The organism is Dokdonella aquatica (assembly GCF_051987395.1).
Lineage (GTDB): Bacteria > Pseudomonadota > Gammaproteobacteria > Xanthomonadales > Rhodanobacteraceae > Dokdonella.
Window position 1 is genome coordinate 4038676 of sequence record NZ_CP197094.1, and the last position, 25144, is coordinate 4063819.

The 25144-nt window shown below is 66.0% G+C and carries 18 protein-coding genes and 1 pseudogene; 14 read left to right on the forward strand and 5 right to left on the reverse strand.

Going from position 1 to position 25144, the window contains the following annotated elements; translation table 11 throughout:
* Positions 1 to 74: 74 nt before the first annotated feature.
* The 6 genes from ACQQ2N_RS17980 (at position 75) to ACQQ2N_RS18005 (ending at position 9644) form a co-directional block, all read left to right on the forward strand.
* Positions 75 to 761: a hypothetical protein gene (locus tag ACQQ2N_RS17980; RefSeq protein ID WP_440222945.1), complete on the forward strand. Its 687-nt coding sequence runs from the start codon at positions 75 to 77 to the stop codon at positions 759 to 761.
* A 212-nt stretch (positions 762 to 973) separates the two neighbouring features.
* The gene (locus ACQQ2N_RS17985) at positions 974 to 1990 is read left to right on the forward strand and encodes a GGDEF domain-containing protein (protein WP_440222946.1); all 1017 of its coding nucleotides are present in this window, start codon (positions 974 to 976) and stop codon (positions 1988 to 1990) included.
* A gap of 89 nt (positions 1991 to 2079) precedes the next feature.
* Positions 2080 to 2358: a hypothetical protein gene (locus ACQQ2N_RS17990; RefSeq protein WP_440222947.1), complete on the forward strand. Its 279-nt coding sequence runs from the start codon at positions 2080 to 2082 to the stop codon at positions 2356 to 2358.
* A 206-nt stretch (positions 2359 to 2564) separates the two neighbouring features.
* On the forward strand, positions 2565 to 4172 hold the full coding sequence (locus ACQQ2N_RS17995) for a hypothetical protein (RefSeq protein ID WP_440222948.1): 1608 nt from the start codon (positions 2565 to 2567) through the stop codon (positions 4170 to 4172).
* Positions 4173 to 4226: 54 nt separating this feature from the next.
* Positions 4227 to 7313: a DUF3427 domain-containing protein gene (locus tag ACQQ2N_RS18000; RefSeq protein WP_440222949.1), complete on the forward strand. Its 3087-nt coding sequence runs from the start codon at positions 4227 to 4229 to the stop codon at positions 7311 to 7313.
* Between the two features lie 285 nt (positions 7314 to 7598).
* Positions 7599 to 9644, forward strand: coding sequence for a TonB-dependent receptor plug domain-containing protein (locus tag ACQQ2N_RS18005; protein ID WP_440222950.1), 2046 nt, complete (start codon positions 7599 to 7601; stop codon positions 9642 to 9644).
* Positions 9645 to 9775: 131 nt separating this feature from the next.
* Here the strand turns inward: ACQQ2N_RS18005 and ACQQ2N_RS18010 are convergent, their stop codons facing one another.
* On the reverse strand, positions 9776 to 10744 hold the full coding sequence (locus ACQQ2N_RS18010) for a hypothetical protein (protein ID WP_440222951.1): 969 nt from the start codon (positions 10742 to 10744) through the stop codon (positions 9776 to 9778).
* Between the two features lie 394 nt (positions 10745 to 11138).
* On the opposite strand from ACQQ2N_RS18010, the gene trmY reads away from it, so the two are divergent.
* Positions 11139 to 11732, forward strand: a complete 594-nt coding sequence (gene trmY / locus ACQQ2N_RS18015) for a tRNA (pseudouridine(54)-N(1))-methyltransferase TrmY (RefSeq protein ID WP_440222952.1) — start codon at positions 11139 to 11141, stop codon at positions 11730 to 11732.
* A gap of 42 nt (positions 11733 to 11774) precedes the next feature.
* On the opposite strand, the gene ACQQ2N_RS18020 is transcribed toward trmY, so the two are convergent.
* The gene (locus ACQQ2N_RS18020) at positions 11775 to 12665 is read right to left on the reverse strand and encodes a hypothetical protein (protein ID WP_440222953.1); all 891 of its coding nucleotides are present in this window, start codon (positions 12663 to 12665) and stop codon (positions 11775 to 11777) included.
* A 183-nt stretch (positions 12666 to 12848) separates the two neighbouring features.
* Here ACQQ2N_RS18020 and ACQQ2N_RS18025 point away from each other — a divergent pair, with 183 nt between their 5' ends.
* Both ACQQ2N_RS18025 and ACQQ2N_RS18030 read left to right on the forward strand, forming a co-directional pair.
* Positions 12849 to 13310 (forward strand): VOC family protein, encoded by a 462-nt coding sequence (locus ACQQ2N_RS18025; RefSeq protein WP_440222954.1) that lies wholly within the window; start codon positions 12849 to 12851, stop codon positions 13308 to 13310.
* A gap of 66 nt (positions 13311 to 13376) precedes the next feature.
* Positions 13377 to 13556, forward strand: a complete 180-nt coding sequence (locus ACQQ2N_RS18030; protein WP_440222955.1) for a hypothetical protein — start codon at positions 13377 to 13379, stop codon at positions 13554 to 13556.
* Positions 13557 to 14138: 582 nt separating this feature from the next.
* Here the strand turns inward: ACQQ2N_RS18030 and ACQQ2N_RS18035 are convergent.
* A pseudogene (locus ACQQ2N_RS18035) lies at positions 14139 to 14603 on the reverse strand (DUF1456 family protein); the annotation flags it as partial.
* A 326-nt stretch (positions 14604 to 14929) separates the two neighbouring features.
* Between ACQQ2N_RS18035 and ACQQ2N_RS18040 the strand changes: the two are divergent.
* The 3 genes from ACQQ2N_RS18040 to ACQQ2N_RS18050 are packed head-to-tail and all read left to right on the forward strand — an operon-like array spanning position 14930 to position 17664.
* A complete protein-coding gene (locus ACQQ2N_RS18040) occupies positions 14930 to 16072 on the forward strand; it encodes an SPFH domain-containing protein (RefSeq protein WP_440222956.1) in 1143 nt (380 codons plus the stop codon).
* Positions 16073 to 16093: 21 nt separating this feature from the next.
* Positions 16094 to 17407 carry a TFIIB-type zinc ribbon-containing protein gene (locus ACQQ2N_RS18045; RefSeq protein ID WP_440222957.1) on the forward strand — a complete coding sequence of 438 codons (1314 nt, stop codon included), beginning with the start codon at positions 16094 to 16096 and terminating at the stop codon, positions 17405 to 17407.
* Positions 17404 to 17664 (forward strand): hypothetical protein, encoded by a 261-nt coding sequence (locus ACQQ2N_RS18050; RefSeq protein ID WP_440222958.1) that lies wholly within the window; start codon positions 17404 to 17406, stop codon positions 17662 to 17664. The genes ACQQ2N_RS18045 and ACQQ2N_RS18050 overlap by 4 nt, the downstream gene beginning before the upstream one ends.
* Positions 17665 to 18004: 340 nt before the next feature.
* Here the strand turns inward: ACQQ2N_RS18050 and ACQQ2N_RS18055 are convergent, their stop codons facing one another.
* Positions 18005 to 18754 carry a hypothetical protein gene (locus ACQQ2N_RS18055; RefSeq protein WP_440222959.1) on the reverse strand — a complete coding sequence of 250 codons (750 nt, stop codon included), beginning with the start codon at positions 18752 to 18754 and terminating at the stop codon, positions 18005 to 18007.
* A gap of 321 nt (positions 18755 to 19075) precedes the next feature.
* On the opposite strand from ACQQ2N_RS18055, the gene ACQQ2N_RS18060 reads away from it, so the two are divergent.
* Both ACQQ2N_RS18060 and ACQQ2N_RS18065 read left to right on the forward strand, forming a co-directional pair.
* Complete coding sequence (locus tag ACQQ2N_RS18060) at positions 19076 to 21427, forward strand: di-heme oxidoreductase family protein (protein WP_440222960.1); 2352 nt, start codon at positions 19076 to 19078, stop codon at positions 21425 to 21427.
* A gap of 578 nt (positions 21428 to 22005) precedes the next feature.
* A complete protein-coding gene (locus ACQQ2N_RS18065) occupies positions 22006 to 24435 on the forward strand; it encodes an ABC transporter permease (protein WP_440222961.1) in 2430 nt (809 codons plus the stop codon).
* Between the two features lie 60 nt (positions 24436 to 24495).
* On the opposite strand, the gene ACQQ2N_RS18070 is transcribed toward ACQQ2N_RS18065, so the two are convergent.
* Entirely contained in the window at positions 24496 to 25128 is a 633-nt protein-coding gene (locus ACQQ2N_RS18070; RefSeq protein ID WP_440222962.1) for a hypothetical protein, read from the reverse strand.
* Between the last annotated feature and the right edge of the window lie 16 nt (positions 25129 to 25144).

The window sequence follows — 25144 nt, forward strand, 5'->3', positions numbered from 1 at the left end:
TGGGAGTAATCTCGACTCGCTGGGGGCATCACCGCCTCAGGGCGCCCGAACATCGTCATGCCAAGGAAGAATTCATGAACCGCATCGCCATGGTCACCGCAGTCCTCGCCATCGCCTGTCCTGCCGCATCGGGATGGGCACAGAGCACGCTCACGCTCGACGACTACAAGTCGTTGCATCCGCGCCTTTCCAACGAAGAACGCGCCGCCTACGACAAGGCTCTCGCCGAGCAGTACGCGGTCGAAAGCAAGGATTGGGAACGCCCGAAGGGACCGGTCGAAGGCGATCTCTGCACGATGCCCGCGCCGGCGCCGGTCAATCCCTTCACCATATCCTCGACGACGGTCGGCGCGACCAACAACTACGACATCGGCACGACCTGCGGCACCGGCCAGACGCTGTTCGGTGGCACCGGCGCGTCGCTCGACCTGGCCTACGGCGTGGTCACGGACAGCGATTGCTCGGTCACCGTGAGCGCGGATCCGACAGGCACCAGCTGGGATCTGGCGCTGTACGTGCTGCAGGCACCGGCAGCCGCGTGCACGCAGCTGCCCACGCTGGCCGATGCGCAGTGCGTCACGATGGACGACGATGGCGGAGGAAACGTGACCGAGACCGTCACGTTCAACGCCGTGGCGGGCACGCCCTACTTCGTGATCGTCGACGGCTTCAACGCGGCCGTCGGAACGTTCGACCTGACGATCACCGGCACCGGCTGCAACCTCGTGCCGGTCGGACTGCAGTCGTTCTCGGTCGACTGACCTCCGCTCGGGCTGCCTCGTCCGGATCGGACGAGGCAGCCTGACGACCTGCGCGGCGGACCCTCGCGCCTTCGACGGGTCCGCCCCTGCGCGCTTCCGCATGTGCCGGAAGCGCGCGCACCGCTCCCGCTCGGCTAGACTTTCCGGCTTGCCCGGAACTCCACCTCATGTCCCTGCCCGCGTCACGTGAACAGTTGGTCCACCGCGCGAGCATGGCCACCCTGGCGTCGACCGCCCTTGCCGGCGGCATCGCCACGCTGATCCACTGGACCGCGCCCGTGCGGCAGCCGATGGACCTCGTCATTCCGCCCACGGTCTGCGTGGTCTTCGTGGCACTCATGGTCGCGCTGATGCGACATCCCGCGCACGTCGTCGTGATCATGCGTGCCGGACTGCTGGCAGGCCTGCTCGCACTGGTCGCGCCGGCCTGGTTCTACCTCTGGCAGGCACTCCACGTGCCCGGCGTGCAGCTCGTCGCGACCTACCCGCCGGTCGCCGCGCTGTTTCTCGCGCTCATGGTCATGGTCATGATCTTCCTGCCACCGCGTGGCGCGCTCGTGGTCATGGTGTCGGGCTGGCTGCTCGTGGCCTTGCCCGTGCTGGCCTACCTGTTCGCCCATCCCGCCGAACTGCACACGCCGCGCGGTACCGACCTCGTCATGGCCTACGGCCCGGTGTTCGTGCTCGTGGCGGTGCTGCTGCCGGTGCAGCGCCTGCTTGGCGGACGCATCCGCCACCTCGTCTCCGAGCACGCGCGCATGGAGATCATGGCCAACCGCGATCCGCTGACCGGCCTCTACAATCGCCACTTCGGCGAGCACGTGCTGCGCGACATGCTGGAGCGTCAGGCACAGGGCGGCGTGATCATGTTCGACATGGATCGCTTCAAGGCGATCAACGACACCCACGGCCATCCGGTCGGCGACGTGGTGCTCCAACGCGTCGCCGTCCGCTGCCAGGAACTCCTGCGCAAGGACGAGTGCATCGCACGCTGGGGCGGCGAGGAGTTCCTCGTCGCCGTACCCGCCGTCGACGCCTCGAGCCTGCATGCGCTGGCCGAGCGCCTGCGCACGGCGATCGCCGAACTGGTCATCCCGCCCGTCCCTGCGATCAGCGCCTCGCTGGGCACCACCCTCATCGCGCCCTGCGACGGCTTCGACAGCCTGCTCCAGCGCGTCGACAAGGCGCTGTACCGCGCCAAGCAACGTGGCGGGGATGTGGTGATGTAGTTGCCCGGGAGCCGGTCCGGTTTCGCGACGAGTCAGAACGGGGGTCAGGTTCGTTTGCCTGGCGAGTACGTCGAGCGATTGTCGGGCGCATGGGCAATGAACCCGACATCGGCTTCCGACGCCTGATGCCGCCGTACGGCGCTATTTCTTCCTTCTCCCGGATGAGGGGCCGGCCCCGCAACAAGCGTGCACCGGCGTCGACGCAGAACCGGGGTCAGGTTCATTTGCCTGACATCCGTTCCGAGGAACCGCCGGGCGCCGGGCAAATGAACCTGACCCCAGCTTCCGACGTTCCGGTTCTGCCGCGCCGACAGAACGCCATCGCGGCGCCGTTGACGGCCGACCTGCAGCTCGGCGAGATTCATTGACGTCGGGTCACGTGCGCGTTCCCGATCACTTTCGCGATCTTCCAATCCCCGGCGGCTTCCGGGGCGGATGCATCGGGTCACGCGCAGGCCTCTGGCCAGTACGCGTCCACCGAAAGTCTTCGCACGTGGCGATGGCCGTCACGCATGCGCGCGATCCGACACGCTAGGCTGCGCGCTCGTCTCCACGGAAGGTGGGGAGTTTCACCATGCACCTGCCACGCATCCTGGTGCTGCTGCTCCTCGCGTGTCCCGCCGCAGCCTTCGCACAGACCCTGCAGACCTTCACGTTGCCGGTCGCGAATCCCGCCAACGGCGCCTACTATCCGGACATTCAGGCGAGTTTCCCGACCGTGCAGTGGGCGACGCTCGATCGCCTCTACCTCCCCGCAGGTCACTACAAGTTCCTGCGCATCGGCAACCTGCCGCAACGCAGCGCCTCGCGTCCGCTCGTGATCACGAACCTCGGCGGCCAGGTGCGCATCGGCGGCCTCGGCCACTACTACGTGTTCCCGATCGGCGGCGGCTCCAACTGGCGCCTCACCGGGCACTACGACGCGGCCGCCGCGACCGGCGATGCGGCTTACCAGGGCCATGCAGGCGGCGCCTACGCGACGTCGCGCGGCCGCTACGGCATCCTCGTCGACGACGGCCGCATCGAGAACGACGATGGCACCGACACGGGCTACAGCGGCGTGTCCGTCGGCGGCGGCGCGACCGATTTCGAGATCGACTTCATCGAAGTCACACGCGTCGGTTTCGCCGGCATCGTGCTCAAGACCGACAACGACGGCAACGCGCACATGCGCAACGTGCGCATCCACGACACCTACGTGCACGACACCGGCTCGGAAGGCTTCTACATCGGCAGCACGCAGGCACAGCCGCAGCACCGGATCGAAGGCCTGAAGTTCTACAACAACCGCGTGGTGCGCACGGGCACCGAGATGTTCCAGCTCGGCCAGGCGGGCGGCGGCAGCGACATCCACCACAACGTCTTCATGCTCGGCGCGCTGGACTGGAAAAGTCCTTTCCAGAGTTTCCAGGACAACGCGATCCAGCTCTCGCCGCGCGCGGGTTCGCTGCGCTTCCGCAACAACATCGTGATCGGCGGCGCGGGCTCGCTGCTCAACATGCTCGGCGCCAACATCACCGGCGATCCGCACGCGGCCGGCGACCTCGTCGAACTCTCGGACAACCTGTGGTCGCATTCGCGGCACTTCGGCCTGTACGTCGCACGCCTCACCGACGGCGTCACGAATTACTGCTTCGAGCGCAACCGCATCTCCTCGATCGTTTTCACGTATGACGAACTCACGCCCGGCACGACCAACTACAACCAGGTGTTCCGCATGGGTAGCGGCACCGGCGTCGCCAACACCAACCCCATCGCGCTGCGCGACAACCGCTGGCAAGGCCCGCAGCTCTTCGTGTTCAACTGGACCAACCCGAACCAGACGGTTGGCAACGTCACCTCGACCGGCAACGCCAACGTCTCGACGATGCCGTCGCCGCGCTTCGTCGACAGCGGATTCCCTGAGGGTTTCGACTGGCTCCGCATCGAACAATGGGGCCGCCAGACGCCAGCTGGCGCCGCCATCACCTACCAGCCCGGCGACTACGCGACCTACCAGGGCAAGCTCTACCGCAGCATCGCGACCGCCGCGCACAGCGGCCGGCGCCCGGACCAGAGCCCCGCGACCTGGCAGCTGCAACCCGATCCCGCGGACGACCTGCGCCTCGCCACCGACTCGCCCGTACAAGGCGTCGGCCTGCTCGACGGCCTCGAGGCGATCTTCTCGCACGGGTTCGAGTGAGAAGCGATCGACCGACGCCCGATGGATGACGTGCGTTGGTGCTAGCCTGGCGACATGCCAGACCTCCGACGCGGCCTCTACGAACAAGTCGTCACCGACGCTCTTGAACGACAACTCGCGACACTGGATTCGCGACACCACGCCCTCCGCGGAAAGCTCGATCTCGAAGAAGCGCCTGATCGCATCGCACTGCATCTCGCGGGCCTGTTGAGACGTGCCATAGCAGGTCTCGGCAACGATCAACGGATCGAGGTCGGCATTCGACTCGCACGCGAGGTCATCGACCTTCTGGCGGTAACGGGCAAGAGCGTCGATACCGGCGACGCACCCTCCGTGTCGGGTGACGTGCTGCGTGCCATCCTTTCACTCAGACCGGACGGAAAGCCTGAAGCGATCGCCCCTCCCGCCACACCGTTGCTCGACACGACCCTGCTGACCAATGCGCCGGGCGAGCCTCGCATCGGATACCAGATCGGTTCCGAAATCCCGTCGGCCGATCGGATCGACGTACTCATGGCCTTTGTCCGGCGTACCGGCATCAGGCCGTTCCTTGATTCGCTGCGCCGCCACGTGGAAGCAGGACGCACACTTCGCCTGATCACGACGACGTACACGAATTCCACCGAGCTCGACGCACTGCTTGAGCTTCAGGACATCGGGGCCGACATCCGGGTGTCATTCGATACATCGAGTACACGCCTGCACGCGAAGGCCTGGCTTTTCCATCGCGCCGCTGGTTGCTCGACCGCGTTCATAGGCTCGTCCAACCTGACCCACTCCGCCCAGGTCACCGGGCTCGAGTGGAACGTCCGTGTTGCGGGAGCCCGCAATCCCGATGTCATCGAGAAGTTCTCTGCCGTCTTCGAGAGTTACTGGCGGGCCGACGATTTCAGGCGATTCGATCCCGACGAGTACCGCGCCCTCACGCGCGACGATGATCGCGGCCCGAAGATCTTCCTCAGTCCCGTCGAGCTTCGTCCCGAGCCTTTCCAATCGAGATTGCTTGAGCAGATCGAGCTCTCGCGACTGCAAGGTCATCACCGCAACCTGCTCGTGTCCGCGACCGGTACGGGCAAGACCGTCATGGCGGCCCTGGACTATCAACGCCTGTCGCGGAGGCTTCCGCGTGCAAGGCTGCTCTTCGTCGCGCACCGCAAGGAGATCCTCGAGCAAAGCCTGGCCACGTTCCGGCATGCCTTGCGCGATGCGGCGTTCGGGGAGCTGTGGGTGGGAGGCCATCGCCCATTCCATTTCGAGCACGTCTTTGCATCGGTCCAGAGCTTGACGGCATCCGGAATCGACCATGTCGACACCGATCATTTCGATGTGGTGATCATCGACGAGTTTCATCACGCCGCCGCCCGGACTTACCAGACGCTCCTCACCCACCTTCGCCCGATTGAACTGCTGGGACTGACGGCAACTCCGGAACGTGGTGACGCCGAACCCATCCTTCACTGGTTCGGCGACAGGATCGCGGCCGAGCTTCGCCTTTGGGACGCGGTCAACCAGAGCCGACTGGTACCTTTCGCCTACTACGGCATCAGCGATGGTCTTGACTACCGCAAGGTGTCCTGGAATAGGGGCCGTGGTTACGACCCGCAGGAGCTCAGCACGCTCCTCACCGGTGACCACGCTTGGGCACGTCTGGTCATCTCCAACATCGCACGGATCGTTCCGAGCCCACACTCCATGCGCGCGCTCGGCTTCTGTGTCTCCGTCGCGCACGCCCGGTTCATGGCGGATCAATTCAACGACGCAGGCGTGCCGGCAATGGCCGTTTCGGCCGAAAGCGACGCCGAGACCCGCAGCAGCGCGCTGGCCCAACTGCGCTCCGGCAAGCTTGCCATCGTGTTCTCGGTCGATCTCTTCAACGAAGGCTTCGACATCCCCTGCGTGGACACGCTGATCCTGCTGCGTCCCACCGACAGCCCGACCGTGTTCCTCCAGCAGCTCGGACGCGGGCTACGTCGCGATCATGGAAAGACCGTGTGCACGGTTCTGGATTTCGTCGGACAACACCGTGACGAGTTCCAGTTCCATCGACGCTATGCGGCGCTGCTCGGCGGCACGCGCAAGCAGATCGAACGCCAGATCGAGAGCGGGTTCCCCTATCTTCCGAGCGGCTGCCACATGCAGCTCGACGCCGTCGCGACGCGATGGGTGCTCGACAACATTCGTCGCAGCCTTCCCTCGCGGTGGGGCGACAAGGCCCGCGAGCTTCAGCGCGTTGCCGAGACGTCTCACGGCGTGAGCCTGGAGGCGTTTCTCGATCAGTCCGGACTCGAGCTCGAGGATGTCTACTCGGGTGACCATTGCTGGTCGGACCTACTGGAAGCCGGCGGCCTGCCTGTCTTGCCTCCTGGCCCCGATGAACGCGCATTGAGGCGGGCTGTCGGACGACTGTTGCACCTCGACGATCCGGAGCGGATCGCCCACCACCGCTGGTTCGCCACGCAAACATCGCTCCCTGACCTGGCTCCGGTTGGTCTTCGCCGACAACGCCTCTTTCACATGCTCGCCTCCGTTCTCACCGAAAAGGTCATGGCCGGGGACGCAACTCTCCAGGACGCCGCCAACCTGATCTGGAGGCACCCCCAGGTCATGGCGGAGATCGCACAACTGATGGCCGTCCTTGCAAGAAGGGTCGACCATGTGCAATCCCCGCTGCGCGACCGCCACGATGTGCCATTGCATGCGCATGCCCGCTACACGAGGCGTGAAATCCTCGCCGCATTCGGCGACGGCACAGCCTTGAAGCTTGCGGAATGGCGGGAAGGCGTGCGATGGCTCCCGCAGGCAGAGACCGACCTGCTCGCGATCACGCTTGACAAGACCAGCGGCCACTTCTCGCCGACGACGCGTTACCGTGATTACGCAATCAACCGGGAGCTCATCCACTGGGAGAGCCAGTCCGTCACCCGGAGCGACAGCGAAACGGGTCAACGCTATCGCGAGCACGAGAAGCGCGGGACTGACGTTCTGCCTTTCGTGCGCTTGACTGCCGACGACCGGGCATTCTGGTTCCTCGGGCAGGCCACCTATATGGATCATTCCGGTGAACGGCCTATGGCCATCACGTGGCGTCTGCAGACGCCGATGCCGGGCGATCTGTACGCCCGCTTCGCGGCAGCGGTTTAACCCAGTCGAGCTACGGGGTGAGGTTCATTTTCTTGCCTCGACATGCCGGACGACACGTCGAAGAAATGAACCTGACCCCAGGTTTCGGGCCGACGTCACCTACATGCAATTGACACTCATTCGCATCGCCATCTAAAGTCGCGATCCCTTTGGAGGGAGGAGGCGCGCCGCGCTTCCCGTGATCGCGCCGGTGTCCTGCCGGTGCTCCAACCCCGCGGGGCATTCGCCAACACGCACGGCCGGGGGGTCGCGCGGCGGAAGGGCCGCGCTGCCAGGAGAACCACCATGAACGTGTCATCGCGGGTCCGACACCCGAAAGTCGGCCCTTTGCCGTGGGCGATCCTCGTCGCCCTGAGTCCCTGCGCCGTCTCGGCCCAGGCCCTTCCCGACGACGAAGAAAAGAACAAGGACGACCGCACGCTCGAGGTCGTCGAGGTCATCGGCGAACGCCCGCTGCCCAACATCAAGGATCGCCTGCAGCGCGGCCAGGCTTCGACCGTGCGCGACCTCTTCGATCTCGACGCCCGTGTCGACTTCGGCGGCGGCACGCGCAACGGCCAGCGCCTGTATCTGCGCGGCGTCGAAGGCAGCAACCTCAACGTCACCGTCGACGGTGCGCGCCAGGGCCAGAACCTCTACAACCACCGCGGCGGCCAGGGCAACGTCGATCCGGAGATCCTCAAGCGCGTCGACATCGCGCCGGGCCCGGTCGCGGCCGATGCCGGCTACGGCGCGCTCGCCGGCAGCGTGCGCTTCACCACCGTCGATGCGCAGGACCGCCTCGCCGACGGCGACACGTTCTGCGCCGCGGCCAAGCTCGGCTACGCCTCGGCCACCGAGGCCAAGCGCGCCTCGGCCACCGCCTACGGCCTCGCCGGCGACACGCTCGGCGTGCTCGTGCATGCCTCCGCGCAGGATTACGACGACCTGCGCGTCGGCGGCGGCAGCCACATCCCCTACTCCGGCGGCGAAGACCGCAGCGCGCTGGTCAAGCTGAGCCTGCTCGCGATCGAAGGCCACGAACTACGCGTCGGCCTCGAGGGCAACCGTGCCGAAGGCTTCAACTACATGCAGCGCGGCGACTACCCGTGGCAGGTTCAGCCGCCCGTCGGCACGCGTCCGCCGCAGGACCAGACGCTCACGCGTACCGCGCAGACGCTCAACTACCGCTTCTCGCCCGGTTCGGACCTTGTCGACCTGCGCGCGACGTTCGCCAACTCGCGCGACGATTTCCACGCGCCGGACAGCAACGGCGAGCGCTTCATCAGCGACGGACGCACGTTCGACCTGCGCAACATCATGCGCTGGAACACCGGCACGATCGCCACCGACCTCACCCTCGGCCTCGAGTACGTCGACCAGGAAGGCACCGCCGAGCAACGCACCGGCACGACGTTCTTCCGCACCGCGAGCGACAATCTCGGTGCCTACGCGCAGGCCCGCGTGCACGGCACGCAGTGGGACGTGAGCCTCGGCGCGCGTCGCGATGCCTACGACAGCGACTACGGCACCGCGAGCAGCGACGGCGAGGAAACCTCCCTCAACCTGCAGGCGCAGTGGCGCTTCGATAACGGCCTGCGCGTGCATGGCGGCTACGGCGAGTCGATCCGCGGCTTCGGCACGATCCCGCTGCAGTTCACGCGCAACATCGCGCCGAACCTGCTGTTCAACGGCACGCCCGACGGTACGCTGCGCCCCGAGCGCGGCCGCCAGAGCGAAGTCGGCATCGCCTGGGCCGGCGAAGGCGTGCTCGGCGCGCGCACGTTCGAGATCGGCCTCAAGCGCTACCTCACGCGCCTGCAGGACGTGATCGCATTCGACCAGCCCGGCACGGGCGGCCTCGGCGGCCGACCGGTACGCGGTTTCTCGAATCTTCACCCGTCGGTGCGCTTCGAAGGCACGGAGCTCACCACGCACTGGCGTGGCGAGCGCTTCGAGACCTCGCTGTCGGTGATCGACGCCGAAGCGAAGAACCTCGCCATGCAGCCGCAGTTCCTCGCCCGCGCCGGCGCGCCGACGCAGGGCAAGCTCGTGTGGGATTCACGCTTCGCGCTCGCGCCGCAGTGGACGGTCGGCTACACGTTCACGGCCGTCGAAGGCCTCGACAGCCCGCCCGCCGGACAGACCGTCTTCATCGAACGCCCCGGCTACTCGCTGCACGACGTGCAACTCAACTGGCGCGCGCCGGGCGCGCAGGACTGGGGCGTCGCCCTGGCCGTCAACAACCTGTTCGACCGCCGCTACAGCACGCTCACCACATTCACCGAACTCGGCTTCGCCACCGAAGAACCGGGCCGCGACGTGCGCGTGACGGTCGACGTGGCGTTCTGATACACGCAGCACTTTGCGCCGAAAAAAAGGCTGTCAAGTTGGAAAGGCCCCGCACAGCGCGGGGCCTTTCATTATCACCTAAAAATTGGCCGCAAAAAATTCAGCCCAATGATCAGATCCTTATCCAATAATTATTGGATTACCTGGATCCAGCAACTGACAAGAACGTTTCCGTCCCATGCACAAAACAGCCAAAGCTCGCCAATCGAACCTGACGACCCCGGGAAACCATAGCGGATGACTCCGTTGTTCCACTCCGGAGCTACGGCCATACCGTTACCGCCACCGTCAAGCGAATTTCCGTTCACGTCTCTCGCCGTACCCGGAATATAACTATCCCCACTTGGAGCGTTGGCAATTGGCTCGAAGCATGCGGAGTCACCATTGTTGAAAACACCACACACCATGGCGGTCCTGCCATGCTTTCCCGCCACCAGATTAATCAAAGCCCTGAGCGCGCGGCGAGGCAGACTCTGCAATGCCAGTGTAATGTTAAGTCTCTGATAAATAGCGAGCCCCACGGCTGCGGACTCCCTGGTGGCAAAAGTATCGAACATTCCGGTGACGGGGAAGACGACATAATAGTCGTTCCGTCCCGCATGGAGTGCCGCTGTAATTTCGTCGAGTTCTTGTGCCGTGGGAGGAATGGAGAATGCCGTCGAACTGTTGTTCGCGATAGCTTCCTCTAAATAGCGGAGGTAATCATCGGTAGATTTCCCATTGTCGGATCGAGGCACGACAAACATCAGGGTTTCGTTGTCGCTCAGCTCTGTGGGGCCCTCCGAAGTGCTTGCCGACGGGGCCGGAATGATATGACCAGATGGATCCCCCGAAGAAGCCGGGACGCCGCCTCCTGGAGAATAGGAAACTCCAATCCATCTAGCATCTTCGGAGACATCGTTGACCACCAGGATCATGTGGTTCCCAGGAATACCTCGTCCTTCGACGTAGCCGATGGCAGCCTGCTCATACTGCCAATCGGCACTGCAGGTATCACAAAGCATGACATCCTCTGCCACTGCGGCTGCCGGAATCAGAGCCGAAAGAGAAAACATCAAGGTCATTAATTTACGCATTACCTTCTCCATGTAATAAGCCAATATCCAAGCTCCAGCCAGACCACACCGTCATGTCCGGCCATCGATTATGGCCACATGAACAGCCTTTCGTTGCGTGCGCAACTTCTCAGTTCCGAAGACCAAGCTCACGTTGAGGCCAAACCGGCATGTGGAATCAACAGTTGCGTAGCGAACCTGTTAATCAGAATGCGTGGCATTCGTCAGGACTGCCGCTGGTGATGTCGCAAGATTAGCCGCATAGGCCGGCAGACTTACGCGCCGCGCGACCCGAGCTCCATCAATTGCTACTCTCGGACCGCCGGCGATGAGCAGGCGTCGCATCCTCCGGCCACATCGTCACGCCACGCAGCGGATCTTCCGGCCTCCACGCGTCGAAGGGATCGCCCTCCACCGCTTTCGAGGCGACAATGCGCGCATGAGAACCTTCGTCCTCCGCGCCCGCGCGGCTCCCACCGACAGTCCGACCCTGCTGGCCTCCATCGGCCAGGAGGCGCACACCGAGATTCTCGCGCACACGCTCATGAACGCGATCTTCGTGGCGCAGTCGCATCGCCCCGATGTCGTCGTCTACCTCGTGCTCGAGAGCACGCGCGATTTTTCGCGCACGATCCGTTTCGACGCCAACGCGATGCACGACATCGGCGGCTTCGACGAACGCGCCCTGCTCGGCAAGGTGGCCAGAGCCCTCGACGTCTCGCGCGGCATGGACAAGGAAGAATCCCGACCGGTCGAGTCGGGCGTCACCGTGCAGACGATCAGTTTCGAGCGCCTCGTGCAGGCACTCGCCACGGATCATCAGCTCTACGTGATGGACCGCAAAGGCACGCCGATCCGCGAGCAGGTGTTCGAAGGCAACCCGTGTTTCCTGCTCACCGACCACATCCCGATGCCGAAGAAGACCTTCCACAGTCTCGAGCGCCTCGGCGCGCAGAAGCTCGCGCTCGGCGCGACGATGCTGTTCGCATCGCAATGCGTCGTGCTGATCCACTACGAACTGGATCAGGCCTGACGACGGCTGCATCGGGCGTCCTTGCCCGCAGATGCGCGTTTGTCAGCAGCGCTCGATGCCGACTTTCCAGGTTCCGCCTTCCTTGCGCATCAGCACGTCGCACTGCATCTCGTAGCGATCCGCGGCGCTCCCGGCCTGCGCCTTGAGCTGCGCCACGGCAGCGTCGCCGAGCACTCGCATCGTGCCGATAGCAGGCTTTCCGCTGTGCGCGGGCACGAACATGTGCACGAACATGTGCTCGACCTCCGCGCCGTACTGCTCGGCCTGGCGCCGGGCATCCGCGCGGCGGGTCTCCGTGAACGAGCCCTCGATGTCCTTGGACGATTTCGCCTTCCCGGCGGCCGTCCAGTAGGAGAGGAGCGCCGCGCGTGCCGCCTCGACATCAGGGCCCGTCGTGACGCCAGAAGCCAGCGTGCGGTCGACCAGCGACGGCGGCGCGAGCGGCACGTCGACGGTGTACCTCCCCAGCACGTCGCACCACTCGCCGTTGCAGCTGCCGCTGCCCTCCTCGAGTGTTCCGGTGACACGCGTGCCGCTCGTCTTGAGCTTGGCCACCGCGCTGGCGAGGTCGTTGATCACGTTGACGCCGCGCACCGAGCACGCCCCGCCGGCGTCGCATTCGTAGATGGCCTCGACGTTTCCATCGGCCTTGATCGACCAGCGCAGCAGCGGAGCGCTGGCCTTCTGGCGCCACGCGAGGATGTCGTCGTTGCGATCCTCGGCGTCGGCCCACTCATCGGCAGGAACCGCCCTGTCGAACAGGTAGATCGTCGTGGTCGCGCCGGCACGCGACGATTCGCTCCAGGCGTACGCATGGGTGGGCTTGAACACGCCGTCGGCGGATTGGCCGGACACCGTACCGGCGGGTGCGGCGGACGCTTGGATCGACATCGTGGCGAGCACGAACACGGTGGAAAGGCGGCGCGGGAACATGCAAACCTCCTGGTCGGTATCGAGAACGGTGCGGACGGTCGTGCACGCTCACGCGAAGGCGTGGCGAGAGGGGCCAACCGCAGCGCCTCCGGACCGTACGGACATGCCCTCGCCGCCATTCGCGCTCCGCTAAGCTGCGGGGATGTACGACGGTATCCCCGCGTCGACCACCAAGGAGAAGGCATGAAGATCGTGACCAGCCTGAGCTTCCAGGGCCAATGCCGCGAAGCATTCGAGTTCTACGCCAAGGTTCTGGGCGGCAAGATCACCGCCGCCTACCCGTACGGCGAGGCGCCTCCGGGCATGCCGTTCACCGACGACAAGTACAAGCAGTGGCTCATGCACGCGTGGCTCGATGTCGGCGACCAGTCGATCATGGGCGCGGACATGGACACCGCCTGGGCGCCGAACATCGGCAAGCCCAAGAACGGCTTCGACGTGACCCTGCACACGACCGACATCGCCGAGGCGCGTCGCTGGTTCGATGCACTGTCCGAAGGCGGCAAGGCCGTGATGCCGTTCGCCGAGACATTCTGGTCACCCGGCTACGGCGCGCTTGTTGACCGGTTTGGCATTCCGTGGATGGTCAACACGATCCCTTCGGGCGACTGGAAGCCACCGCAAGGTGCAGACGGTTCGTTCTGACGCCCCCTCTCCCCCGGCCCCTCTCCCGCAAGGGGAGAGGGGAGAAAGGCGCGCATCCAGGGATAGGTGCAGTCGCTCCTTCTCGACGCACTTTCCGAAGGCGGCAAATCCGTGATGCCGTTCGCCGAGACATTCTGGTCACCCGGCTACGGCGCGCTCGTTGACCGGTTTGGCATCCCGTGGATGGTCAACACGATCCCTTCGGGCGACTGGAAGCCGCCGCAAGGTGCAGACGGTTCGTTCTGACGCCCCCTCTCCCCCGGCCCCTCTCCCACAAGGGGAGAGGGGAGAAAGGCGCGCATCGAGGGATAGGTGCAGCGCTCCTCTTCGAGGCGCTTTATGAACGCGGCAAACCCGGGATGCCGTTCGCCGAGAGGTTGCGGTCACCGGGCTAAGGCGCGCTCGTCGACAAATTCGGCATCTCGTGGATGGTCAATACGATCCCGTCGGGCGACTGGAAGCCGCCGCAAGGTGCAGACGGTTCGTTCTGACGCCCCCTCTCCCCCGGCCCCTCTCCCGCAAGGGGAGAGGGGAGAAAGGCGCGGGCCGCGGGATATCCCACCGCGTCCGTGGAGATCCCATTCGTCGCTCTCGATTAGAGAGCGAGATGTCGCCTGCACACGACGAGCAGCCAGCACGCACACGCCCGCATGTCTCCCCTCTCCCCTTGCGGGAGAGGGGTCGGGGGAGAGGGGTCATCGAAACCGCGAGCTCACACCGGCACGACATGCCAGCCGTGGTGAGTCACGCAGGCGATCACCTGGCGCTCTTCGCCCGCCCCCACGCGTCACCAGCCTGCTTCGGCGGCGACGACGCACCGACCGGAACATCGCGCACGCGCTGCGTGAGCCCCTTGAGGAAGTTGCGCAGCATCTGGTCGCCGCATGGACGGTAGTTGCGATGTCCGGGCTGGCGGAACAGCGCCGACAGCTCCGGCTTGGACACCGGGAATCCCGCGTCGGCGAAGACCTCGTGCATGTCCACGTCGGCGAGCTCGAACGCGATGCGCAGTTTCTTCAGCACGAGGTTGTTGGTCATGCGCGTCTCGAAAGGTCGCGCGGGCTGGCGGTCGTCGCGACCGCGCCGGTGCACGATGAGGCCATCGAGGAAGCGCGCGAGCACCGCGTCGCTGCACGGCACGTGAGCGGGATCCTCTTCCTTGAGCAGCATCGCCCGCACGTCGTCGCGCTCGAGCACGAACGCCGGATCGACCAGACGCACGATCTCGACCACCTTGGGATCGCTCAGGTCGAGCATGTAACGCACGCTGCGCAGCACATCGTTGTGGATCATGGGCCTTCGTGACGCCGGGGAAAGACGCGCAGTGTAGCGGGTGTGGCGGGAATCGCCGGGCCACGCATTCTCCATCAGCAAACACGTCACCCGGACCTCGCCTCCTGCTCGTCATCCCGGCGAAAGCCGGAATGACGAGCTGGGTGACCGCAGCGAATCGGCGGCAGCTTCGACTTGCCCGAGCCGAATCACGCCCGACGATCGACGGCATCAACCCACGCCATGTCCTCCTTCCCCGCCTCTCCACGTTTCCTCATCGGCGGGTTGTATAGTCCGCCGGCACGCCGGGTGCTGCACCCGGCCACACGAAAGGTGAAGGAATCGTCATGGGTCTCATTCAAGCGGCGGTGGGTGCGGTCGGCGGCATGCTCGCGGACCAGTGGAAGGACTTCTACACGGTGCCGGCAGGGCTGCCGTCGACGGCGGCGCTGTTCGCGGCCGTGCCGCAGGGCACCAACGCCGGGCGTGGCTCGAACACCAAGGGTTCGTCCAACATCATCACCAACGGCTCGAAGATCGTCGTGCCGGAAGGCTACGGCCTGCTGCTCATGCAGGATGGCGCGATCACCGGCTTCGTCGCCGAGCCGGGCGGCTACGAGTGGCGTTCCGACGACCTCAACTCCAAGTCGATCTTCGCCGGCGACGGCTTCGTCAGCCCGCTGATCACGCAGAGCTGGGAGCGCTTCAAGTTCGGCGGCCAGCCGGGCTCGCAGCAGGCCGCGTTCTTCGTCTCGCTCAAGGAGCTGCCGGACAACCGCTTCGGCACGCAGTCCGAGATCTACTGGGACGACGCCTTTCTCAACACCCAGGTCGGCGCGGTCACGCGCGGCTCTTACACGCTCAAGATCGTCGACCCGATCCTGTTCGTGAAGAACTTCGTGCCGGCGCAGTACCTGCAGTCGGGCCAGGTGTTCGACTTCACCGACATGGACAACGCGGCGGCCAGCCAGCTGTTCAACGAGGTCGTCGGCTCGCTCGCGCCGGCCTTCAGCCTGTACTCGAACGATCCCGCCAAGGGCAACCGCATCACCAAGCTGCAGCAGGATTCGATCGGCTTCGCGAAGAGCCTGTCCGACGCGGTCGAGCAGGCCTACCAGTGGAAGTCCGATCGCGGCCTCGTGATCGTCAAGACCGCGATCGTCTCGATCGAATACGACGCCAACACGCGCGAGCTGCTCAAGACCGTGCAGCGCGCCGATGCGCTCGCCGGTGCACGCGGCAATTCCAACCTGCAGGCCAGCGTCGCGCAGGGTATCCAGTCGGCCGGCGAGACCGGCGGCGCGGCGGGTCTGGTCGGCATCGGCATGGCCTCGGGCATGCTCGGTGGCGTCGGCAACCTGCAGCAGCCGGCCGCGCCCGCGGCGGATGATCCGGTGGCCAAGCTCAAGAAGGCCAAGGAGATGCTCGATCTCGGCCTGATCACGCAGGGCGACTACGACGCGCTCAAGGCCAAGGCGCTCGGCCTGTAACCGTCCGGGTACGTCGCGACCATGTCCAACACCAACCTCCCGCCGGTGCCGCCGCCTCCGGGCATCGGTCCCGGCTCGCCGCGCGACGTGCCGCCGGTGCCGGGCAGCCATCCGATCGATCCGGCCACGCTGCCCAAGCCGATCCGTGACGAGCTGCTGGCACCGGATCCGCTCGCCATCGACACCTCGGCCGCCGAACTTCGCGACGGCCTCAACCGTTGCCCGAAGTGCGGCGCGACCGACATCCGCCACAAGCTCGGCACCGATCTGCTGATCTGCCAGTACTGCCGCCACGAGTGGGACGGTGCGCGTGTCGAGGAGGCGTTCGGACTCGGCGAAGGCCTCGCCGACCTGCGCGGCACGGTCGTCGCGTCGGGTGCGCGCGACATCGCCGCCGACGCCGCCGCGCTCATGACGTTCAAATGCACGGGCTGCGGCGCCGAGGTCACGGTCAACACGTCCACGTCGATGACGGCGCGCTGCCACTGGTGCCGCCACGTGTTCGGTGTCAACGAACAGGTACCCAATGGTGCCGTGCCCGATGCCGTGCTGCCGTTCCACATCAAGAAGGACGACGCCGTCGCGCGCATCCGCCAGTTCGTCGACAAGCGGCGCATGTTCGCGCTCAAGGCGTTCAAGGAGGAGTTCACGCCCGAGAACGTCGTCGGCGTCTACCTGCCCTACATGATCGTCGACGGCAACGTCAGCGCGGCGGTCTCCGGCAAGGGCGAGATCAAGACGCGCGAGTACCAGCGCGGCACCGACAAGAACAAGACCACCTACTACGACGCCGACATCTACCAGGTCGAGCGCCAGGTCTCGTTCACCGTCGACGACCTGCCGCTGGAATCCTCGACCGAGCGCGGCAACCTCGACACCAAGGTCAACACCAACAACATCATCAACACGATCCTGCCGTTCGACACCAAGAACGCGGTGAAGTGGAACGCCTCGTACCTGTCGGGCTTCACCTCCGAAAAGCGCAACAGCAACATCGAGCAGATGCAGCCGCGCCTCGAGGACCAGTTCATGTCGATCGCGCGCGCGCAGGTCGAAAGCTCCGTGCGCCGCTACGACCGCGGCGTGCGCTGGGAGCAGGAACAGCTCGACGTGCACGGCACGCGCTGGGTGTCGATGTACCTGCCCGTGTGGCTGTACTCCTACCACCAGCCCGGCGCCAACGGCGGCATGCTGCACTACATCGCGGTCAACGGCCGCACCGGCGAGACCATGGGCAGCGTGCCCGTGCAGCAGTGGAAGCTGCTGCTCGCCGCCCTCACCACCGGCACGGTCATCGAAGGCATCGTGCTCTGGATCCTGGCGACGTCATCATGAGCGACGATGGTGGCCTCTGGCTTCTCGCGGCCGGTCCCGCCGGCGCGTCCGCGCTGTACTGGTACCTCTACCGCTACTACCGCAACACCGACAAGTCGCACGCCTTCGAGCGCGAGACGACCGTCGAGGCCCAGCCCGTGACGGGCTCGGACGCCCAGGTCGGCGACATCAAGGGCACGCGCGAATCCCGCATCCGCGGCGACAACGTGCGCGCGTTCCGCGAACGCGTGCAGCGAGTGCGCAGCGATTCGAGCTGAGCGGCGACGCGGCGGCGGCACACGTGGCGGCACCCTTCGCGCATCCGTTGGCTCTCCTCTCCACCTGCACACCTGGCGCCGTGATCGGCGACCGGGCCCGTACCGCTGCCGAGTTTCTTCTGGTGGTACGTCACCGTGAAGTCGAGCGGCGCAGGACTTGCCTTGAGCGACAGCGTCCTGCCCTCTTACGTCCGCTCCACGAGCATGACGACATCCGCGTAGTCGGCCGATCGCAGCGCGCCCTTGTGGGCATCGCCCTTCACGGAGCATAGCGCCGCCGACACGCTGGATCCGATCACACGCCGCCGCACGCGAGGTCAACGGCCTCACAAGCTTCGACTCAGTGGTAGACCCACTTCCCCGACGGATCCCAGCGCACGATCATGCGCTTGGCATCGTCGAGTGCCTCCTCGCGGGACGGATTGCAGTCGCCCAGGCAAGAACGCACCTTGAGCAGCACGCCGCACTCGAACTCCCCGACATCGGCGCGGCGCACCCTGCACGACTCCACCGTCACGTCGGCGAGTTCCATGTGCACGACAGCCGACTTGCCCGTCGCGGTCAGCGTCAGCGGCACACCGCCTTTGGACTCGAAGTCCTCGTACATCTCGTAGGTGAGCTTGCGTACCACGCTCAACGGAGGCCCACCTTCCGGCACCGGTTTGCCCTTGGCGACCGGGGCCGGCTTGGGCGGTGCTGCAGGCACCGACGCGAGCGCCGCGGGCATGCCGACGTCGTCCGTCGTGGCGAAGGTCACCGAAGAAGCGTTCGAGAACGCGCTCGACCACTGCAGCTCGAAACCTTCCGGCACGATCACCACGAGAACACCGCGCGCCGTCGTGCCGGCCAGCGACAACCCGTAACGCGCAAGCAGGCTCGTCACCGCATCCTGCTCGCCCTGCTTCGGCGTGACCAGCACGCGCCCTTTCGCGACCCTCGAAGGCGTCGTCTCACGCGGATAGTCGTTGCCGTCGACCCTCAGCGATGCGCCGCTGTAGCGCACGGCATCGTTGTTGCGTGGATCGCTGCTGCAGCCGACGGACATGACCAGGGCGAACATGACGACGATGCCGTACCGCGAAGCACGCATGAAGCGGATCCTTGCCTGATGGGAGGGTGCGGCACTCTGGCATCGATGTCGGTGGACGTCACGCGCGCCGACGCAGGCCGGTGACAGGCATCACGACTCCGCGCCGGCGGAATCGCCTGCGGCGGTTCCGCCCTACGCAAAGCAGCGTCGTCGACCGATCAACACGAACCCGCTCCCGTAGGGCGGAACCCGCGCAGCGGATTCCGCCGCAAACGTGTTCCGAGGCAGCATCCTCGTCATCGCCTTCGGAGCTCCCGCGCTGCGCTGATCGCATCGCCCAGCCATCCAGACGCCCGAACGTTCGACTGTCATCACGATTCGGTGACCGCCATCGCGTACACGCATGACGCGATGCACCACTATCGATCCACCGCCGGAACCGGCACCTCCTTCGCCACGACCATGCGCAGCGAACGCCGTTTCCGACCCGCCTCCTCCGCGGCGATGCTCGCCATCACGATGCTTTGCGCCGGATCGGCGTCCGCCACGGGTCAGGCGCCCGCCGGCACCGGCGCGACGTCTGCCGCGTCGCCCGTCGCCTACGCGCCGCTCTACGCCGAAGGCACGCCGGCCACCGAGGACATCCAGTATTCGGAGCCTGACGGCACGCTCGTCACGCTGGCCGGTTTCCGCCCGACCAACCGCCATGCGCGCGAGCGCGGCGAGCCCTGGTACCTGCCCAACTCGCAGGTGTTCAATCCGCGCGATGTCGGCCCCGGCAACTACTTCACGTTCCCGACCTTCTACTTCCAGAACCGCACCTACGGCCTCATGGTGCGCGACGAGGTGCCCGCCGGGCGCTCGCGCGTCACGTTCTACCTGCGCGTCAGCAACGGTACCTTCATCAACAACGGCATCAGCCTGTTCCGCCGCGTCGATCCGAACGTCGGCGAGTACGGCTGGATGAACAATCAGGGCTTCACCAACGTCATCGAGAACAATCGCCGCTGCCACCACACCTCGGCGCCACTCGACTGCCGCATGGACGGCCCCGTGCTCGACAACTGGCGCGCCCCGCAAGGCGGCACGCCGTTCCGGATCGGCGACAAGATCGAGGTCGCGCCCGCGCAGTTCCTCGACAACACCGACGGTGCGCATGCGCTGATCGACGGCGGCGGCATCCGCTACTACTCGTTCGAACAGCTCTACGTGGTCGGCCACGGCATGGCGCCGTGGTACGGCGTCGCGCCGCTGCTGGATTCGCATCCGCTGCCCGCCTCGTCCCTGCTCGGTGGCCAGGCCAGCGTCTCGTACAACTATTCCGACGAGCCGATGCGCAACTTCCAGCAGTCGGTCAACAACATCGGCTTCACCAACATGCAGCGCTTCGTCGAAGGACGCCGCCTGTTCCACACCTCGTTCGCCGACGGCAAGCATTCGGAAAGTCCCAACGTCAATCCGGTGTTCACCGCGCACGCCGGCCAGCTCGGTCCGCGCTTCAACGCCGAGCGCTGCCTCGGTTGCCACCAGCTCAACGGCCGCAGCCTGCCGCCGCGCGTCGGCCAGCCGCTCGATACGCTGTCGGTGTTCACGGCCACGAGCAGTTCCGCCGCCGGCACCACGCCGGATCCGACCTACGGCATGAACGTGCAGCAGCGCGCGTCCGCCGCGGGCGCAGCCGATTACACCGTGCGTCTCGCTTCGAACACCGCGCAGACGCGCACGCTCGCCGACGGCACGATCATCGAGCTGCGCAAGCCGACCTACGCGTTCAGCGGTCCCACGCCGGCGCAGTTCTCGGTGCGCCAGGCTTCGCAGGTGATCGGCATGGGCCTGCTCGAAGCGGTCGACGAGGCGACGATCCTCGCTTGGGCCGATCCGGGCGACACCAACGGCGACGGCGTGCGCGGCGTACCGAACTGGGTGACCGATCCGCAGACCGGCGACACGCGTCTCGGCCGCTTCGGCTGGAAAGCCGGCAAGGCCAGCGTGCGCCACCAGGTCGCGAGCGCACTCATGCTCGACATGGGCGTGACCTCGCCCGTGTACCGCTCACGCGCCTGCCAGCAGGATCCCGTGTCGGCCGCGTGCACATCCGCGACCCAGGCCGTGTCCGGCGTCAACGACGATGAACTGCTGCGCCTCGCCCAGTACATCGAACTGCTCGGCGTGCCCGCGCAACGCAACCTGCGCAGCGGCTACGGCCCCGGCCAGCGCGTGCCGACCGAACACGACATCGATCCCGCGCGCATCGCCAACGGCGAGGCCGTCTTTGCGCAGGCGCAATGCGGCGCCTGCCACCGCGCGCAGCTGACCACGGCCAGCCACCACCCGATGGCCGAACTGCGCAACCAGACCATCCGCCCCTACACCGACCTGCTGCTGCACGACATGGGCGAAGGCCTCGCCGACACGCTCGCCGAAGGCCAGGCCACCGCACGCATGTGGCGCACGCCACCGCTGTGGGGCCTCGGCTCGCTCGCGTACACGCAGCGCACCGCCGCGCAGATCGCCGCGGCCGATCCGTCCACGATCCTCACCTCGGGCTTCGACATCGGCGAACTGCCGCGCGATCCGGTCTCCAACGCCCGCTTCCTGCACGACGGCCGCGCCCGCACGATCACCGAGGCCATCCTCTGGCACGACGGCGAGGCCCAGCAGAGTCGTCAGCGTTTCGAGCAACTGAGCACGCAGGACCGGAACGATCTGCTGGATTTCCTGAGGTCGCTGTAGCGAGGAAACGGAGCGCGTTCGTTCCCTTCTCCCTCCGGGAGAAGGTGGCCCGGAGGGCCGGATGAGGGTGCTATGACGCGCGACGCCGGAGCCTTTTCAGGCCGTCGTACCCCTCTCCCCCAAGCCCCTCTCCCGCAAGGGGAGAGGGGAGCAATGCGTGCGCTCCGAGGATCGGGCATCGCGCGTGGAGAGGCCTTCACATCTGGATGGTCCTTCACACCTCCATGGTCCTTCGCATCTGGATAGCCCTTCACACCTCGATGTTCCTTCACACCTGCAAGGTTCCCTGACGGCAGCGATCGCCTTCATGGCGTGCCAGCGATGCGCGTCATCGCAGGACGGCATCGACAGCCTCGATCGTCCGCACGCCGCCGGCCGACCACCACCTGTCCGCACTGTTCACCACCGGACGCCGCCTGTGCGCGGCCGGACAGCGCAGCATTCGCCCGAGCCGCCAACCCGCGCCACGCCGCGGTTCCCGCGCTGGCACGCCGCTTGCGTTGCACGGGGACGATCCGCGCCCGGCGTGGCGGGTCGACACGCCTTCGGGCGGCCCCTGCGGATCACGAGGACACCCCATGCGTCTTGCCCACTGGTTCGCCGATCTGCAGCGTGCCGCGCGCACGTTGCGCCGCACGCCGGGTTTCGTCGGCATGGCGGTCGGCATGCTCGGCCTCGCCATCGGCGTGACGGCGGGCATGTTCAGCGTGGTCAACACGGTGCTGCTGGATCGCCTGCCCTACGCGAACCCCGATCGCCTGGTCTTCATCTCGGCCAGCGCGCCGGGTTCGGACATGCCGGCCGAGTTCCAGGTGTCGCCGGAGCTGTTCCTGCAGTACCGCGAGCAGTCGCGCCTGCTCGAGGACAGCGCCACGAGCGCCTCGGGCACCTCCACGCTGCGCGTCGGCGATCGCGTCGAGCGCGTGCGCATGGGCTGGCCGACCAACTCGCTGTTCTCGACACTCGGCGCGGTGCCGGTGCTCGGTCGCCTGCCGCTCGACAGCGACGAGGACAACGCCGTGGTGATCAGCTACGGCCTCTGGAACGACTGGTTCGGTCGCGATCCGAACGTGGTCGGCGCGCGCTACTTCGTCTCGGATAAAGACCGCACCATCGTCGGCGTGATGGGGCCGGACTTCCGCTACCCGTATGCGGACGTGAGGCTGTGGGTGTCGGGCACGATGAAGGTGTCCGACATCAAGGAAACCGGCGATTTCGACTACGACATGGTCGGCCGCATGGTGCCCGGCGCGACGCACCAGGCGCTCGCCGAGGAACTGACCACGCTGGCGCGGCGCGTGCCCGAGCGCTTCGGCGGCACGCCCTCCTACCTGCGCACCATCGAGCAGCACCGCGCCGTGGTGCGCTCGCTCGAAGACCGCCTGCTCGGCGCCTACGCGCGCCCGCTGTGGGTGCTGCTCGGCGCGAGCGTGATCGTGCTGCTGATCGCCTGCGCCAACGTCGCCAACCTGTTCCTCGTGCGCAGTGAAGGGCGTCGCCGCGAACTCGCGGTGCGCAACGCGCTCGGCGCCTCGCGCGGTGCGCTGCTGCGCCTGCAGCTGGCCGAGGCCACGCTGATCGCGCTGCTGGCCGGCGGCGTCGCGATCGTGCTCGCCGCGTTCACGCTGCCGCTGTTCCTGCAGGCCGCGCCGCGCGGCATTCCGCGGCTCGATGCGGTCGGCGTCGATGTGCCGATGATCGCCTTCACGGCCCTCGCCGCCGCGGTGTCGGCGCTGCTCTGCGGCGGCCTCGCCGCGCTGCGCGATGCCACGCCCGACATGTCGCGCCTGCGCGAAGGCGGGCGCGGCTCGACCGCCGCGCAGCATTGGCTGCGCAATGCCCTGGTCGCCGGGCAGACCGCGCTCGCGCTGGTGCTGCTGATCGGCTCTGCGCTGCTGCTGCGCAGCGTGTGGGAGCTGCGCCAGGTCAAGACCGGCTACGACACGCGCGACATCCTGAGTTTCCAGATCGCGCCGGACCGACCCGAGCTCAACAGCCCGCTGACCTACGCGCACTTCAACCTCGCCTTCCTCGAGCGACTGGCGGCTCTGCCGAGCGTGCAATCGGTCGGCCTGATCGAGAACGTGCCGATCGACGAAGGCACCGCCACGCTCAAGATCCGCACCGAGGCCGGCGCGGCCGACACCGGCGAAGGCATCCCGCTGCACGCCACCTACAGCGCCGGCGACTACTTCAGGACCATGGGCATCGCCCTGCTCGGCGGCCGTCCGTTCACCACCGACGACCAGATCGGCGCACGCGGCAACGTGATCGTGAGCCGGTCCGCAGCGGACCTGCTGTGGCCCGGCAAGGATGCCGTCGGCCAGCGCCTGCAACGCGCCGGCAGGACGAGCTGGGAAACCGTCGTCGGCGTGGTCGACGACGTGCTGCAGGATGGCCTGCAAGGCAAGCCCGAAGCGCTCGTCTACTTCCCGATGGTCGGCCCCGCGGCCGACTTCAAGCGCCAGGTGTCCTCGCCCGGCTATGTCGTGCGCAGCACGCGCGCCGACACGATCGCGCCGCAGATCCGCGCACTGGTCAAGGAGATCGCGCCCGAGGCGCCGATGTACCGCGTCAACACGATGGAGGCGCTGGTCGAGCGCTCGATGACGCAGCTCAACTTCACGCTGCTGACGCTCGGCATCACCGCGCTGCTCGCCCTCGTGCTCGGCGCGGTGGGCCTGTACGCCGTGCTCTCGTACATCGTCGCCGAACGCCGCCGCGAGATCGGCGTGCGCATGGCCCTCGGCGCCAACGCGATGCGCGTGCGCGCGATGGTCGTCGCACAAGGCGCCCGCGTGGTCGGCGTCGGCCTCGTCATGGGCCTGCTCGTCGCGTTCGCTACGACGCGCGCGCTAGGCAGCCTGCTCTACGGCGTGCAGGCCACCGATGCCGCGACCTTCATCGTGGTGCCGCTGCTCATGGCGATGGTCGGCGTGCTGGCGAGCTACCTGCCCGCAAGGCGTGCGTCGAACCTCGATCCGATGGAGGCGTTGCGGCGGGAGTGAGGGTGCCGGTGGGACGGCGTTGAGAGCCACGCTGATGACGGTGAATGGGATCTACGCTGACTAACTCTTATTACCTGGCTGACGATGCTGGGCGATTGGGTCGATGACCTCGAGGATTTTATCTTTCGAGTTGTAAGCAATAAGTAGCGTGTTGCCGACGGGAACGGCATCCGGCAATCCTCTGACAGAGCTCATGTCCAAGGTGCCATCGTATACAGAAGACAAGAAATCGAGGAATAGATTCTGCGCTTCATTGCAAAGCTCATCATCAAAATCGCTCTGAAGAAGAAGCTTTACTTGAAAACCATCGCCAAGTTGAGCCACCACAGAATAGAAAATTGAGTAGCGCGGGTTCTCAGACTCGGCCTTTCCCTTGCTGAAGACAATCCTGCCTTTTGGCGCTCCATCGCCAAAAAACCTGGACGACAAGCTATGCAGCGCCTTCTTCAGTATGTGGTAGTGATCTTTGCCTGCCTCCTTTAGAAAAGCATCAAAATACGATCGCCCCAAGTACACCATGACTGCTGTCGGAATCAACCACTCGATTCCCGCGTAAGGGCCTGGATCCGGCCTCGACTCAACGCGAACAGCAAGACCATCAGCTTCAATGTATCGCCTGAAATCAGAAAATGATTGGTCCTCAAGCGACTCGAAATACACCAAGCCGATATCAGGAACTGATGGTCTGCTCATCGAACATTCCTCACCA

Coding starts and splice junctions, on each gene's coding strand:
- ACQQ2N_RS17980 (WP_440222945.1), top strand. CDS start 75: ATGAACCGCATCGCCATGGTCACCGCAGTCCTCGCCATCGCCTGTCCT.
- ACQQ2N_RS17985 (WP_440222946.1), top strand. CDS start 974: ATGGCCACCCTGGCGTCGACCGCCCTTGCCGGCGGCATCGCCACGCTG.
- ACQQ2N_RS17990 (WP_440222947.1), top strand. CDS start 2,080: ATGGGCAATGAACCCGACATCGGCTTCCGACGCCTGATGCCGCCGTAC.
- ACQQ2N_RS17995 (WP_440222948.1), top strand. CDS start 2,565: ATGCACCTGCCACGCATCCTGGTGCTGCTGCTCCTCGCGTGTCCCGCC.
- ACQQ2N_RS18000 (WP_440222949.1), top strand. CDS start 4,227: ATGCCAGACCTCCGACGCGGCCTCTACGAACAAGTCGTCACCGACGCT.
- ACQQ2N_RS18005 (WP_440222950.1), top strand. CDS start 7,599: ATGAACGTGTCATCGCGGGTCCGACACCCGAAAGTCGGCCCTTTGCCG.
- trmY (WP_440222952.1), top strand. CDS start 11,139: ATGAGAACCTTCGTCCTCCGCGCCCGCGCGGCTCCCACCGACAGTCCG.
- ACQQ2N_RS18020 (WP_440222953.1), bottom strand. CDS start 12,665: ATGTTCCCGCGCCGCCTTTCCACCGTGTTCGTGCTCGCCACGATGTCG.
- ACQQ2N_RS18025 (WP_440222954.1), top strand. CDS start 12,849: ATGAAGATCGTGACCAGCCTGAGCTTCCAGGGCCAATGCCGCGAAGCA.
- ACQQ2N_RS18040 (WP_440222956.1), top strand. CDS start 14,930: ATGGGTCTCATTCAAGCGGCGGTGGGTGCGGTCGGCGGCATGCTCGCG.
- ACQQ2N_RS18045 (WP_440222957.1), top strand. CDS start 16,094: ATGTCCAACACCAACCTCCCGCCGGTGCCGCCGCCTCCGGGCATCGGT.
- ACQQ2N_RS18050 (WP_440222958.1), top strand. CDS start 17,404: ATGAGCGACGATGGTGGCCTCTGGCTTCTCGCGGCCGGTCCCGCCGGC.
- ACQQ2N_RS18055 (WP_440222959.1), bottom strand. CDS start 18,754: ATGCGTGCTTCGCGGTACGGCATCGTCGTCATGTTCGCCCTGGTCATG.
- ACQQ2N_RS18065 (WP_440222961.1), top strand. CDS start 22,006: ATGCGTCTTGCCCACTGGTTCGCCGATCTGCAGCGTGCCGCGCGCACG.
- ACQQ2N_RS18070 (WP_440222962.1), bottom strand. CDS start 25,128: ATGAGCAGACCATCAGTTCCTGATATCGGCTTGGTGTATTTCGAGTCG.